10 protein-coding genes are annotated in these 13,866 nt (G+C 64.4%); 6 read left to right on the top strand and 4 right to left on the bottom strand.

Features of this window, described 5'->3' with window-relative positions:
- Window positions 1-39: 39 nt before the first annotated feature.
- Window positions 40-549, bottom strand: a complete 510-nt coding sequence (locus B5J99_RS05655; RefSeq protein ID WP_069051199.1) for a MaoC family dehydratase — start codon at window positions 547-549, stop codon at window positions 40-42.
- The gene (locus B5J99_RS05650) at window positions 542-1,384 is read right to left on the bottom strand and encodes an HpcH/HpaI aldolase/citrate lyase family protein (RefSeq protein ID WP_245991761.1); all 843 of its coding nucleotides are present in this window, start codon (window positions 1,382-1,384) and stop codon (window positions 542-544) included. The genes B5J99_RS05655 and B5J99_RS05650 overlap by 8 nt, the downstream gene beginning before the upstream one ends.
- Before the next feature lie 110 nt (window positions 1,385-1,494).
- Here B5J99_RS05650 and B5J99_RS05645 point away from each other — a divergent pair, with 110 nt between their 5' ends.
- Window positions 1,495-2,403: a DUF1838 family protein gene (locus B5J99_RS05645; protein ID WP_054136550.1), complete on the top strand. Its 909-nt coding sequence runs from the start codon at window positions 1,495-1,497 to the stop codon at window positions 2,401-2,403.
- Between the two features lie 130 nt (window positions 2,404-2,533).
- On the opposite strand, the gene B5J99_RS05640 is transcribed toward B5J99_RS05645, so the two are convergent.
- A complete protein-coding gene (locus B5J99_RS05640; RefSeq protein WP_117351821.1) occupies window positions 2,534-5,002 on the bottom strand; it encodes a TonB-dependent receptor in 2,469 nt (822 codons plus the stop codon).
- A 161-nt stretch (window positions 5,003-5,163) separates the two neighbouring features.
- Window positions 5,164-5,847 carry a hypothetical protein gene (locus tag B5J99_RS05635; RefSeq protein ID WP_117351820.1) on the bottom strand — a complete coding sequence of 228 codons (684 nt, stop codon included), beginning with the start codon at window positions 5,845-5,847 and terminating at the stop codon, window positions 5,164-5,166.
- A 123-nt stretch (window positions 5,848-5,970) separates the two neighbouring features.
- Between B5J99_RS05635 and B5J99_RS05630 the strand changes: the two genes are divergently transcribed.
- The 5 genes from B5J99_RS05630 (at window position 5,971) to B5J99_RS05610 (ending at window position 13,854) form a co-directional block, all read left to right on the top strand.
- Window positions 5,971-8,496 (top strand): TonB-dependent receptor, encoded by a 2,526-nt coding sequence (locus B5J99_RS05630; protein WP_245991760.1) that lies wholly within the window; start codon window positions 5,971-5,973, stop codon window positions 8,494-8,496.
- Between the two features lie 119 nt (window positions 8,497-8,615).
- On the top strand, window positions 8,616-9,938 hold the full coding sequence (locus B5J99_RS05625) for an MFS transporter (RefSeq protein WP_117351819.1): 1,323 nt from the start codon (window positions 8,616-8,618) through the stop codon (window positions 9,936-9,938).
- A complete protein-coding gene (locus B5J99_RS05620) occupies window positions 9,938-11,500 on the top strand; it encodes an FAD-binding oxidoreductase (RefSeq protein WP_245991759.1) in 1,563 nt (520 codons plus the stop codon). Before B5J99_RS05625 ends, B5J99_RS05620 begins: the two co-directional genes overlap by 1 nt.
- Window positions 11,501-11,506: 6 nt before the next feature.
- Entirely contained in the window at window positions 11,507-12,646 is a 1,140-nt protein-coding gene (locus B5J99_RS05615; RefSeq protein ID WP_117351817.1) for a nitrilase-related carbon-nitrogen hydrolase, read from the top strand.
- Window positions 12,643-13,854, top strand: coding sequence for a class I SAM-dependent methyltransferase (locus tag B5J99_RS05610; protein ID WP_117351816.1), 1,212 nt, complete (start codon window positions 12,643-12,645; stop codon window positions 13,852-13,854). Before B5J99_RS05615 ends, B5J99_RS05610 begins: the two co-directional genes overlap by 4 nt.
- Window positions 13,855-13,866 lie beyond the last annotated feature (12 nt).

Here is a 13,866-nt window from a genome sequence, read left to right as displayed (position 1 = left end):
CATATGGCCGCGAGGATCATCATCCCTGTGCCCTGCGCGTCAATCGTCCGAAGGGCCGAATCCGCGCTTCCAGATCAGCATGGTGCGGCTGAAAGTGCATACCACATCGCCATGCTGGTTCCTGCCGACGGTCTTGACCGTGACGATCCCCTGTTCCGGGCGCGAGGAGGACTCGCGCTTGTCGAGTACTTCGCTCTCGGCGTAGAGCGTGTCGCCGGGAAACAAAGGGTTCGTCAGGCGGATATTGTCCCAGCCCAGGTTCGCCACCGCCTTCTGGCTGACATCCGAAACGCTCATCCCCACCATCAATGCGACGGTGAGCGGCGAGCAGACCAGAGGTTTTCCGAACTCGGTCTTCTTGGCATATTCGTAATCGAAATGCGCCGGATGGGTGTTCATCGTCAGCAGCGTGAACCACACATTGTCGGCATCGGTGATCGTGCGCCCGGGCCGGTGCTCATAGATATGCCCGACCACGAAATCCTCGTACGCGCGGCCGAAGGTCTCGCGAAAGCGGCCCGGTGCTACTTCCATGGCTCCATCACGCATCGATTGTCTCCTTTTCGTTCTTTTGGGCTTCACGGGCCACCATCGCGCGCATCCGCGCCACGATGGGGGCCTCCAGCATCTTTCCGTTGTGGCGAATTGCCATGCCGCCGGCGGCCTCATAGGCCGCGATCGCCTCGCGCGCCTCGGCAAGGGCTGCGGCATCCGCGCCGAACGCGGTGTTGATCGCATCGACCTGCGCCGGGTGGATCGCGGCCTTGGCGGCAAAGCCGAGGCTGCGCACCTTGCGGCATTCGTCGGCGAGCCCTGCCGCATCGTCGAGGCGGATGAAGGGAACGTCGATCGCGGGCACGCCGGCATCGGCGCAGGCCATGATGAACTGGCCCCGCGCGACGAGCAGCGGATCATAAGCCAGATCGACGCCCAGCTGCGCGGAAAAATCGCCGCCGCCGAACATCATCGCGGCTACCCCCGGCTGCGCCGCGATCCGGTGCGCGCGGCGCAGGCCGGCCACGGTCTCGACCAGCGGCACCAGCTGCGTGGCAGGATTGTCGAGCACGCGCGCAAGCTGCACGATCTCGCTTTCATGCTCGACCATCGGTACCAGCAGCAGCGCGGGGGCGTGGCCCGATTCGGCGAGCGCGATGATGTCCTTGAGCCCTGCGCGCGTCATCGTGCCGTTGATCCGCACCGCGACGCGGTGGCGGTCGAGTTGCGGCAATGCTGCGAGAACCGAGTCGCGCGCGCTGTCCTTGTCTGCAGGCGCAACCGCATCTTCAAGGTCGATGCACACGCAATCGGCGGCGCTGCCCAGCGCCTTGGCAATGCGCTCGGGGCGCGAGCCAGGCACGAACAGGATACTGTTGGCAGCGAACATGATTTTTCCCGGAACCCCTTTGCCAGAATGCGATTTACCCCTTCACAATTTGTCCGGACAAATCTAAAGTCAAGAACAAATGGCAATAAACATGGAGGGACTTGGACATTATGCGTATCGGCACACTCACTCTGGCTGCCCTGCTGGCGGCAATTCCCTTGAGCGCCCCGGCTGAAGCCCGCACGCTCGACCCTGCCAAACCCGAAGACGCGCTGGAGATCATGAAGCGCACCCAGTGCGGCGTAAAGGACAACGTGCCCGCGGTATATCGCTGGGCCGGCAAGATCTTCAGCCGCCGCGATGGCGAGCCCGACAAGCACCTGTTCAACATGGAAGGGATGAACATCCGCCAGTGCGTGACGGTGACCGATGCCCAGCGCGGCACCGGCTATCGCATGGTCAGCCGCGAGATCACTTTGTATCTCGACCCCAAGACCGGCGAGGTGCTGCGCAACTGGCAGAACCCCTATACCGGCAAGACCGTCGAGGTGATGCACATCGCCAACGATCCGGTGAACTCGCGCCCCAGCTTCCCGATCGGCGCCGACGGCAAGCCCTATTCGATCGCGCTCACCCGCATGGGCGACATGCTGCTGATGGGCTTCGAGGCGCCGCTCTATTACGTCAACCCGCTGGCGGGCGACTATCAGGACTATGTCGGCAACAAGTACCACGCGATGGAGATCTTCGATTTCTCGATGCCCGCATCGACGCTCGACACCAAGGTCGCCTCGGTCAACCCCACGGTCGCCTGGGTGCGCATTTCCGACTGGATGCCCTGGATGATGATGGAAGGCCGCCAGGGCCAGATGGTGTTCAATGCAATGGGGGTGAAGCTCAAGAGCTTCGACGAGCTGCCTGAGGTGATGAAGCAGGAAATCGCGACCTATTATCCCGAATACACCGCCGCCCCGCCGGTCGATGATGCCCGCCCCAATGAGACGACATGGACGGTGTTCAAGAAGAAGATCGACGCCAAGCGGGCGAAGGACGGCACCAAGCCTGCGGCATCGCACTGAGGCAAGTCAAAGCCCCTCCCCGTCCAGGGGAGCGGCTTGACTGACCAAAAAAGACCCCCGGAGCCTTGCGGTTCCGGGGGTTAATTGTGGCCCTCCCTGTTGAACGGGAGGGCGCAGGCGTTGCGGAATATCAGAAGCTGGCGGTCAGGATGATGCCGATGCGCCGCGGCGGGCGAAGCCCTGCGATGAAGTTGCGGCGCAGGTCGGCATTGGCATCGGCATAGCGGATGATCTGCGCCACCGAATCCTCGTCGAACAGGTTGCGGGCATAGGCCATCACGCGGAAGCGGTCGCTCTGGAAGCCCAGCCGGGCATCGACCACCACCGATCCGCCGGTCTCGGCAAAGTTCAGCACCTGGTCGAAGCTGGTCGAGACCATGTTGACGTTGCTGCCGACGAAGAAGTCCCATTCGCTGCTGACCGGCCTGCGGTAATCGACATCGACGAACATGGTGTGCGCAGGCGCGCGCGGAACGCGCTTGCCGCGGATCGATCCGAATAGCGACTGGCAGCCTGCAATGTTGGGGAACTGGTCCCCGGTCGAGCAGTTGGCGAGCCGGTCGTCGATCAAATCGTTGATCAGGCCCAGATTCTCGTCGGTTCCGGCGGTGAACTTGGCGTTCACATAGCTGTAGTTGGCAGTGACCGTGAAATTGCGTACCGGCCGGATCAGCAGCTCGAGCTCGGCGCCGTTGACCCGCGCATTGCCGCCGTTGCGGGTCAGCGAGACCTGGTTGGGTGGCACAGAGACGTTCTGGGTGATCTGATAGCCCTTCACCTCGGTGTGATAGAGCGCAAGGTTCGCGGTCAGCTTGCCGTCGAAAAAGGTGTTCTTGGTGCCGATTTCATAGGTCTTGTTGTCTTCCGGATCGAAGGTCGGAAAGCCCGCCAGGATCGCCTGATTGCTGTTGAAGCCGCCGGGCTTCTGGCCCTCGGCATAGACGGCATAGAACAGGTTGTCGCGCGAGGCCTGCCAGCTCAGCGTGAAGCGCGGGGTGAATTCCTTGAACGTCGCCTGCACCACGCGCGGGGCGGGCAGCGCCTGGCCGTTGTTGAAGGTGAAGGTGGTCTGGCGGATCTGCTCCTCGGCATAGCGGCCCTCTGCCGAGAACGAGAGGGTATCGGTGATGTCGAAGGTGGCCGAGCCGAAGATCGCCTTGTTCTCGATATCGAACTGATTGATGTTGCGCGATTCGGGCAGGTTGGCGGCGGTCACGTTGATCGGCGTGAAGATGCCGCAGGTTGGCAGCTGCGCGCACAAGGATGCGGTCGCCGCAGCCGAATTGGCCTGCGCCCGCGCCAGCGACCCCGGCGGCACGATGCGGGTGTCGCGCGAGACATCGCTCTGATCGAAATAATAGCCGCCCAGCATAAGCTGGATCCGCTCGCCCTCATAGGCAAGGCGCAGTTCCTGCGACCAGTCGTCGGTCACCTGGCGGTTGGAGAAGGTGAAATCCTGCACCGATGTTGCAAAGGCGGTGAACCGGGTGGTGCGCGGCGGAACGATGGGGGCAGGCGCAGGACCGGTCGCGCCATAAGCGAAAATCACCATGTTGAAGCTGTTGGGCGAATAATCGCCGTCGGTCTTGGTGTTGGCGGTGCGGCGGTTGTAGCCGGTGAGGCTGGTCAGCGTCAGCTCGTCGGTGAAGTCGAAATCCATCCGGAACGCTGCATTGAGCGTCTTGGACTCAAGCCCGACATTTTCCGGATCGACGAACTGGCGGCGGTAATCGGTGTTGACCTGCTGCGGCTGGATGGTGCCGCAGAAATAGCGGCTCTGGCCGCGATACAAAGCGCTGTTGTCGGGGAAGCAGTTGTTGGCGTTGGCCGGCTGTGCGAAGATCGCGGGCTGGCCATCGTCGAGGACGTTGTAGTTGGCGCGCAGCGAGGCGCGGAAGGGGCCGCCATTATTGAACTGCAACAGCCCGAATCCCGAATAGCTCTGCTGCTTGCCGATCTTGGTGCCGTCAAAGGCGTTGCGGAAGGCGCCGGCATTGTCGAGCACCCGGCCGCCGAGCGCGATGCCCAGGCCTTGCGCCAGCGGTCCGCGGACATTGGCGGTCACCTCATAGCGGTCGTCCTCGGCGATGTCGGCCTGCACCCGGCCGGTCCAGGTATCGCCCGGCGCCTTGGAGATGAGGTTGATCGCGCCCGAATAGGTGTTGCGGCCATACAGGGCCGATTGCGGGCCCTTGACCACTTCGAAGCGTTCGACCGTGTCGACGTCGTAATCGGCGAGCGAGCCCGAATAATAGATGCCGTCGATGAAGAAGGCGACGCCCGACTGGCCCAGGATGTTGGCCTGGCCGCGGATTACCGGGCGGTTGGCATCGCGGCCGAAAGTGTCGTCGAACACGAGGCCGGGGACGGTCTTGGCAATATCGGTGAGGTTGTCGAGGCCGAGCCGGTCGATCGCCGCAGCGGTGACCACCGAAACCGTGGTTGGCGCCTCCTGCAGCGTCTCTTCGGTCTTGCGCGCGGTCACGATGATCACATCGTCACTGGCCCCTCTGGCAGGGTCGGCTTCCTGCTGGGCCATGGCGGGCACGCTGGTGAGCGCGGAAACTGCGAGCAAGGACGCCTTGAACCTGTGTGTCATGTGAATCCCCCTAAAGTGGTTTTTTGTCTCCCTTAGGCGGTGCAGAACACCTCAAGATCGCCAAGTTGTCCAGACAAATTTTGTTCGCCAGGCGAATTGGCGGGTCTGTGTTGCTTGAATACGACACCGCCGGGCGCTCGGGCGGCACCCGGGGCGGCGTGCTAGAGGCCGGGCTTGACCGCCCCCAGCCACGAGGTGACGACGAGCAGGATGTAGATCGCCATGACCCAGATCCGGGTGCGGTCCATCGTCCGGCGCAGCGGGACTTCGGTGGCGTCGCTCGACCCTTCGGAAAGCAGCCGCATCAGCTGCGGACCCACCGGCTTGAACGACACATCGATGCCGATCGCGGCGACGAAGATCGCCCCGAACAACAGCGCCTTCCACGCGAGCCAGCCCGGTGCCAGCGGCGCGCCGGTGAGCAGCGACTGGGCGCCAAGCCACAGGTAGAAGGCGGTGAGCGCGTATTTCAGGGCGTTCTCGTAGCGCCGGTCGCGCGCAGCGCGCGGGGTCTGGTCGTGGGTGTGTGCATCCCACACCAGCCACAGCCACACCCCGCCGATCACCCAGGCCGCCGCCAGCAGCGCCAGCGGCAGATCCCACCATCCGCCCATCTTCACGACGGAAAGCGATACCGGCACCATCAACGCCCAGGCGCTGCGCGGGGTCATGTCGACCAGCACCAGCAGCTTGAGCAGCGCCAGCCTCTGGTCGAGCGAATAATCGTGCCGTTTGCGGAAATGCTGGCCCAGCAGGAACACGCCGACATCCGCCCCCAGCCACAACACGAACAGCAACAGATGCACATAGACCAGCGATGGGTACGCAATTTCAGACCATGCCAATGAGCGTCTCCCGCCAGAATCTTCCATAAAGCCGATTGACATTGCAGATTTGCCCGGACAATTTGCAAGAAAAAAATGAATGTCAGGCGGATCGATACCAACCGGCTTTCAGGGAGTTTCACGATGATCAATCTACGTTTGGCAACTGCTGCCTCAGCGATCGCGGTCGCACTTGCATCCCCGGCCTATGCCCAGAACGCCGATCAGGCAGGGACGAGCGAATCGGAAACCCAGCAGGGGTTGAGCGAGATCATCGTCACTGCCCAGCGCCGACAGGAAAGCGTGCAGGACGTGCCGATCGCGATCAGCGCGTTCACCGCCGACCAGCTGCGCGACCAGGGCGTGTCCAACACGCTGCAGCTGGGCCAGTATGTTCCCAACCTGGTTGCGCAGAACAACACCGGCATCGGTTCGGCCAACGCCTACTTCCTGCGCGGCCTTGGCTCGACCGAGACGATCGCGACCTTCGATCCGCCGGTTGGCACCTATGTCGACGACATCTACCTCTCGCGCCAGAACGCTAACAACCTTGCGCTGTTCGATGTCGCGCGGGTCGAGGTGCTGCGCGGGCCGCAGGGCACGCTGTTCGGCCGCAACACCACCGGCGGCGCGATCAACGTCATCATGGCAGAACCCGGCGACACCATCGGCGGCTATGGCGAGGTCGGTTATGGCCGGTTCGACCGCAAGCTGGTGCGCGGATCGATCGATCTGCCGCTGGCGGACAGCTTCGCAGTCAAGCTGTCGGGATACTGGCAGGATGACGATGGCTATGTGAAGAACGTCTCCACCGGCGATCGGCTGAACGATGACGATGGCTGGGGCGTCAGGCTGGGCATCCGCGGCGAGCTTGCCCCCTGGGCCCGCTGGCGCGCGAGCTATGCGCATATGGTGTCGGAGGGCGAGAACATCCTCAACTTCACCTGCAACCCGGCCAACCCCGCCGATTGCAGCGGCCGTTTCGCCACCACCGGGCTGCGCGAGACCCCCGCATCGGCAACCCCCTATGCGCCGCTGGCGATTTCGGGACGCAAGGCGGGCTATGGCCTGGGGCAGCAGGCGGTAACCGACCTCATCACCTCGAACCTCGCGTTCGACATCGCCGACAACACCACGCTCAGCCTGATCACCGGCTATGTCAGCCTGACCCAGCAGTTCGCGCTCGACTTCTTCGATGGCCGCGGCGGCCCCTCGGCGAGCGTCCCGTTCCCCACCATCCAGCGTTATGCGCGCGGCGGCTTCACCATCCTCAACGATGGCCAGCACCAGCAGTTCACCCAGGAAATCAAGCTCGACGGCAGCTTCGGCAATGGCCTGGTCGATTATGTCGCGGGCTTCTTCTACATCGACGAGCGCAACCGCACCGATCTGGCGGACGTTTTCTCGATCTCGCCTGCGGTCTCGCTGCTGCTTGCCGACCGCATCATCCGCAACACCACCAAGGCCTATGCCGGATACGTCCAGGCCGATCTTAACATCACCGATCAGCTCAAGCTGACCGCGGGCGTGCGCTATACCGACGAGACCAAGAACTTCTCGATCACGGACAACCGTGCCTCGTGCAACGACGGCACGGTCGAGGCGACGTGCATGGCCAATGTCAATCTGCGCGCGGCCAATGGCGTAGCCATCCCGCGCAGCCAGAACGTCAAGATCTGGACACCGCGCTTTGCGCTCAACTACAAGCCCAGCGACGACATCCTGCTGTTCGCCTCGGCGACCAAGGGCTTCAAGTCGGGCGGCTGGAACGCGCGTGCCACCGCGCCCAGCCAGTTCCTGCCCTTCGACGAGGAACGCGTGTGGAGCTATGAGGCTGGCTTCAAGAGCGAGTTCTTCGACAACAAGGTGCGCGCCAACGTCACCGCGTTCTGGATGGATGTCAGCGACCTGCAGATTCTCGCCGGTCTGCTCAATCCGGCCACCGGGGCGATCACCTTCCTCACCCGCAACTTTGCCGATTACCGCAACAAGGGCATCGAGGCCGAGCTGACCGTAGCCCCGGTCACCGGGCTGACGCTCTATGCCAATGTCGGCTATCAGGACGACAATTACCGCGTCCCCAATGCCCCCGCCGGAAACGATGCGTTCGGCATCCAGAACGTCCAGGCGCAGCTTGCGGCGTGCCGGGCGCAGCTGGCGGCGGGGCAGATTCCCGCCAGTGCCAACTCGGCGCCGGCCGGAACCCCGGTCAACAACGCGCCTGCCTGCGCCGCCGGGATCGTCACCGCCAACGGCACGATCGCAACCCCGGTGCGCACGCCCGACTGGTCGCTGGCGCTGGGCGGCAGCTACAAGGCGCCGCTCGGCGACAGCGGGCTGACCTTGGTTCCCTCGGTCAACGCCAGCTACCGCTCGCGCCAGGAAGTCGCGATCGCCAACCTGTCGATCTATAATCAGGCGGTCACCCGCGGTGGCCGCACCACGCCTGCCAACCCGTTCGGTGATGGCGCTTTCATCGCCGGATCGGAAAGCCCGGCGGCCTGGCTGATCAATGCGGGGCTCGCGCTCAACGGGCCCGACAATGCCTGGCAGCTCGCGGTGGAGTGCACCAACTGCTTCAACGAGGAGTTTATCCAGTCCTCGCTGTCGAACTACAGCTATCTCAACCAGCCGATGATGTGGACGGTGCGTGCGCGCTACAATTTCTAAGTCCTCGTTTTGGCCGTCTGGCGGATGGAGCATCGCGTGTCCGCACGCGATGCTCGCCGTTCGCCTAGGCTCGAATTCCATGATAGCCTTCGGGCAAAGCGACGGACGGGAGCACGGCGTTGGCAACTAAGGCAGACGATCTGGCCACAGGCAGCGCCCCGCATTCCGGCGCTCCTGCTGCGCGCGGCGAATTCGCGCTCGGCTGGAAGGTGCTGTTTGCAGGTGTCATCGGGGTCGCCTGCGGTGCCTCGCCGATTCCGTTCAACGTTATCGGCTTCACCATCGCGCCGCTGGCCCAGGAATTCGGCTGGACCACCACCCAGATCCTCACCCCGATCACCATCTTCGGTGTCGTCGCGGCATTGCTCGCGCCGGTGTTCGGCTGGCTGGCCGATACCTATGGCGTGCGGCGGATCGCCTTGTGGTCGCTGTTCGGCTTCGGGGTCACCTTTGCCGCGCTGGCGCTGACCCCGCCGGTGTTGTGGGCCTATTATCTTTTGTGGTTGCTGGTCGGGCTGGTCGGCATCGGGTCGACCCCGGTGACGTGGAGCCGCGCGATCAACATGTGGTTCTACAAGAGCCGCGGGCTGGCGCTGGGGCTGTTGCTGCTGGGCACCAGCCTTGCAGCGCTCACCGTCCCCAAGCTCGCGGTCTGGGCAATCGAGGCGCATGGCTGGCGCGCGATGTTTGGCATAGTGGGCATGCTGCCTTTGCTTGTGGCGCTGCCGGTGTGCATCTGGCTGTTCCGCGAGCCTCGGCCGGAGGAGCAGCCGCAGGGAATCAAGTCGGCCAGCGGCGGTCTGACCGGCGTGACGCTGGGCGAGGCGCTGCGCGACTATCGCTTCTGGCTGATCTGGGCATCGATCCTGTTCATCGCGCTCACCTTCGGCGGCGCATTCATCAACATGCCCGCGATGCTCGCCGACCGGGGCATCCCGGCGCAGGGCGCCGCCTCGGTGATGGGGATCCTGGGGCTGGGCATATTGAGCGGGCGGATCATCACCGGGCTGCTGCTCGACCGCTTCTGGGCGGGGTTCGTGGCGTTTCCCTTGCTGTGCCTGCCCGCGCTGTCGAGCTGGATCCTGCTCGACCCCGCGCCCGGCTTCACGCTGGCGGCGCTCGCAGGCTTCCTGCTGGGCTTTGCCGCAGGCGCCGAGAGCGATCTGATCGCGTACCTCACCGGCCGCTATTTCGGCATGGCGCATTACGGCAAGATCTACGGCATGCTCTACATGCCGTTCGGCGTGTTCTCGGCGATCTCGCCGATCATCTATTCCTCGGTGCGCGATTCGACCGGCAGCTATGACCAGATCCTGTTTATCGCGATCTTCGGGTACATCATCGGCGGCGCGCTGCTGATGCTGCTGGGTCGCTATCCGGTGCTGAGCGAGGCCCCGGCGGGGACTGCGCCGAAAGCCACCCCTGAGACGGAGACTGCGTGATGGCGACCATGGTTGAAACCGGCACGGGCGCGGTCGATGCGTTGACGGCTGCCGCCGGTGCAGACGCAGTGCTGACCGACGCGGCGACGCGCGATTTCTTTGCGCACGATGTCTATTCCACCGGGCGGCAGCCGCTTGCGGTGCTGCGCCCGGCGACGGTCGAGCAGCTGGCGCGCGGCGTGGCGGCGGCGACGGGCCAGGGCCTTGCCATCGTCCCGCGCGGCGGCGGCATGAGCTATACCGGCGGCTATATCTATTCGGATGGCGATTTCGTGCTGGTCGATACCTCCGCGCTCGATGCCATCATCGCCATCAACCCTGTCGACATGACCGTGACGGTGGAGGCGGGCTGCACCTGGGCCAAGCTGCACGATACGCTCAAACCCATGGGCCTGCGCTGCCCGAGCTGGGGCACGCTTTCGGGTCTGCGCGCGGCGGTCGGCGGGGGGATGAGCCAGAACGGCACCTTCTGGGGCGCACGCAACGGATCGGTGGTCGACAGCGCCTTGAGCTTCGACGTCGTGCTCGCCGATGGCCGTATCGTCAGCACCGGCAGCGATTTCTTCCGCCCCTTCGGTCCGGATCTCACCGGGCTGTTCGCCGCCGACACCGGCGCGTTCGGGGTCAAGGCGCGGGTGACGCTGCGGCTGGTGCGCGAGGCGACCGCCTTTGCCTATGGCTCGTTCTCGCTGCCCGATCACGCAGGCCTGCTGGGATCCATGAGCGAGATCGCGCACGAAGGACTGGCTGCGGAAAGCTTCGCCTTCGATCCCTATCTGCAATCGCAGCGGATGAAGCGCGACAGCCTGGCCAAGGACGCCAAGTCGCTGCTCAACATGATGAAGTCACAGGGCTCTGCCTGGAAAGCGCTCAAGGAAGGCGCCAAGGTGGTCACCGCCGGACGCTCGTTCCTGAAGGACGTGCCCTTCTCGCTGCACACCATTGCCGAAGGGCGACACCAGGGTGCGGTCGATGCCGAGATGGCCGAGATCGGGAAGATCATCGCCGCTTATGGCGGCACGGCAATCGAGAACTCGATCCCCAAGATCCTGCGCGCCAATCCGTTCCCGCCGCCCAATTCGATGCTCGGCCCCGATGGCGAGCGCTGGGTCCCGGTGCACGGCTTCCTGCCGCACTCGCGGCTGGTCGAGGCCTGGGAGCGGATCGAGGCGCTGTATGCCGAAAACGCCGAGGCCATGACCCGGCTCGATGTCAATGCAGGCGCGATGCTGGCCGCGGTCAGCCGCTCGGCCTGCCTGATCGAGCCGGTGTTCTTCTGGCCCGATGCGATGAACCCGCTGCACCGCGCGGCGGTCGAGCCCGATCACCTCAAAAAGCTCAAGGGCTTTCCCGAAGGCCCCGAGGCGCGCGCGCTGGTGGCGGAGCTGCGTGCAGGGATCATCGCGATCTTCCGCTCGCTCGAGGCCACGCATCTGCAGATCGCGCGGACCTATCCGCTGAAGGCCTCGCTTGATCCTGCCGCATGGGATATTCTCAGCGCCCTGAAGCGGGCGGTGGACCCCAAGGGCCTGATGAACCCGGGGAGCCTGGGACTGGAATGAACGCCGATGGAACTCGAACGCCGCATGGTTCTGGCCGCGATGATCGCAGGCGCGCTGCCGTTCGACCCTTCGCTGGCCAAGGAGGCACCGTCCATGGCGGTTGATGCGCCTTATGCCGCGGTCGCGATGCAGCTTGCCGCCCGCTCGGTCGAGCGCGCGCCCGATCGCGGTGCGGCACGCGCGCAGATCCTTGGCATGATCGGCGAGGTCGAGACCAAGATCCGCTCTGCACGCATCTTCATCGAGCAATATGGCGGGCATCCGGTGAAGCTCGCGGTGCTTCCCGAATATCTCTTCACCAGCTATCCGGGGCGCATCTCGATCCCCGATTTCGCCGCGCTCGCCGCGTTCGAGATGCAGGGTGAGGAATACGAGGCGCTGGGCAAGGTGGCGCAGAACCTCAAGCTGTACCTCGCGGGCAATGCCTATGAGGTCGATCCCAATTTCCCGGGGCTCTATTTCCAGGCGAGCTTCCTTATCGCGCCTTCGGGCGATGTCGTGCTGCGCTATCGGCGGCTCAATTCGATGTTCGCGCCGACACCGCACGATGTGTGGAGCAAGTATCTCGACGTCTATGGCCTGGATGGTGTGTTTCCGGTGGCGCGCACCGAGATCGGCAACATGGCCGCGATCGCGTCCGAAGAGATTCTCTATCCCGAGATCGCCCGCGCGCACGCGCTGCGCGGCGCCGAGATCTTCCTGCACTCCTCGTCCGAGATCGGATCGCCGATCGATACCAACAAGGCGATCGCCAAGCGCGCACGTGCGTTCGAGAACCTCGCTTATGTCGTCTCGGCCAACACCGCTGGCATCGAGGGCACCGGGCTGCCGCTCGCGAGCGCCGACGGCAACAGCCAGATCGTCGACTGGAAGGGCCGGGTGGTCGCCGAATCGAACAGCGGCGAGACCTTCACCGCCTTTGCCGATATCGATCTTAATGCGCTGCGCACCGCGCGGCGCACCCCGGGCATGACCAACTATCTCGCGCGCCAGCGGCTCGAGCTGTTCGCGGCGGCCTATGGCACCGTGCGTCATCCGGCCGATGGCATGCTCGAGGGCGGTGCGGTGAAAGTGCCCGACCGCGACTATTTCAAGCGCGTGCAGGAGCAGGTGATCGAGCGGATGATCAAAGAGGGACTGATATGACGCACCAATTCGATGTCGCACCGCCCTATACCGCGGTGGCGCTGCACGGCGTGTCGCCGCAGCCCAGCCACGACGAGGCGGCGCGGTTCGACTTTCTCGCCAACCTCAACAAGTACCTTTCGGGCACTCTGGGCCCCGGCAACAAGCAGGCGTACGACACTCGCGTGCTGCCCGGCTTTGTCGCCGAGCACGGCCGCGAGCCCAAGGACCGGTTCGAGATCCGCCATGCGATGAATCGCGATCCGCACCACCGCTTCTGGTCGGCGCTCAAGCGCAACAGCATGGAGATGCGCCAGCAGAACGGCCGCGCAATGGTCCTGCGCCAGCTTGACGAGCTGAACGCCAAGGCGCGTCAGTATAACGAGGGGCGCGACACGCTCGAGCTCGATCCCACGGTCGCCGTCCCGCGCTACCAGAGCGCGATCGACATCCATTGCATGCCCGGCAGCTATCATGGCGAGGAAATCCCCGGCGATGTTTCCGCCGGCGCGAATTACGACTGCGGCATCTTCGCGACCACCGCAGGCGGTCTGGGCGCGCTTTCGGATGGCGGCGGCCAGGCTCTGGTCAAATGGGCGCGCGAGCAACGCCCCGGCTGGCAGCCGCAGCGCATCCTCGATATCGGTTGCACCGTCGGGCACAACATCGTGCCCCTGGCGCTCGCCTTTCCGACAAGCGAGATCATCGCGATCGATACCGCCGCGCCCTCGCTGCGGTATGCGCATGCCCGCGCGCAGTCCTTGGGCGCGACCAACATCCGTTTCGTCCAGGCCAATGCCGAGGATCTGTCGCGCTGGTCGGACGAGAGCTTTGACTGGGTGCAGACGACGATGTTCCTGCACGAGACCAGCGGCACCGCGCTGCCGCGCATCATCCGCGAGGGCTTTCGCGTGCTCAAACCCGGCGGGCTGATGCTGCATCTGGAACAGCCGCAATATTCGGACGCAATGCCGCTCTACGAGCAGTTCATCCGCGACTGGGATGCGTTCAACAACAACGAACCGTTCTGGTCGGCGATGCATGCGCTCGACCTCAAGACGATCATGCAGCAGTCGGGCTTTTCCGAAAGCGACCTGTTCGTCACCGGCGTGCGCGCGGTGGTCGATACCGAAATCTTCCCTTCGGCGGGCGACGAGAAGGAAGAGGATCACGGCCGCGCTGCGGTCTGGCACGCGTATGGCGCGTGGAAGGGCGGACGGCCGGAATAAGTTTCCCGGTCC

The sequence above is a fragment of the Blastomonas fulva genome (assembly GCF_003431825.1).
GTDB classification, from domain to species: Bacteria; Pseudomonadota; Alphaproteobacteria; order Sphingomonadales; family Sphingomonadaceae; genus Blastomonas; species Blastomonas fulva.
Note: the sequence above shows the minus strand (reverse complement) of the source record. Positions and strands in the feature narration are given on the sequence as shown.

Coding starts and splice junctions, on each gene's coding strand:
- B5J99_RS05655 (WP_069051199.1), bottom strand. CDS start 549: ATGCGTGATGGAGCCATGGAAGTAGCACCGGGCCGCTTTCGCGAGACC.
- B5J99_RS05650 (WP_245991761.1), bottom strand. CDS start 1,384: ATGTTCGCTGCCAACAGTATCCTGTTCGTGCCTGGCTCGCGCCCCGAG.
- B5J99_RS05645 (WP_054136550.1), top strand. CDS start 1,495: ATGCGTATCGGCACACTCACTCTGGCTGCCCTGCTGGCGGCAATTCCC.
- B5J99_RS05640 (WP_117351821.1), bottom strand. CDS start 5,002: ATGACACACAGGTTCAAGGCGTCCTTGCTCGCAGTTTCCGCGCTCACC.
- B5J99_RS05630 (WP_245991760.1), top strand. CDS start 5,971: ATGATCAATCTACGTTTGGCAACTGCTGCCTCAGCGATCGCGGTCGCA.
- B5J99_RS05620 (WP_245991759.1), top strand. CDS start 9,938: ATGGCGACCATGGTTGAAACCGGCACGGGCGCGGTCGATGCGTTGACG.
- B5J99_RS05615 (WP_117351817.1), top strand. CDS start 11,507: ATGGAACTCGAACGCCGCATGGTTCTGGCCGCGATGATCGCAGGCGCG.
- B5J99_RS05610 (WP_117351816.1), top strand. CDS start 12,643: ATGACGCACCAATTCGATGTCGCACCGCCCTATACCGCGGTGGCGCTG.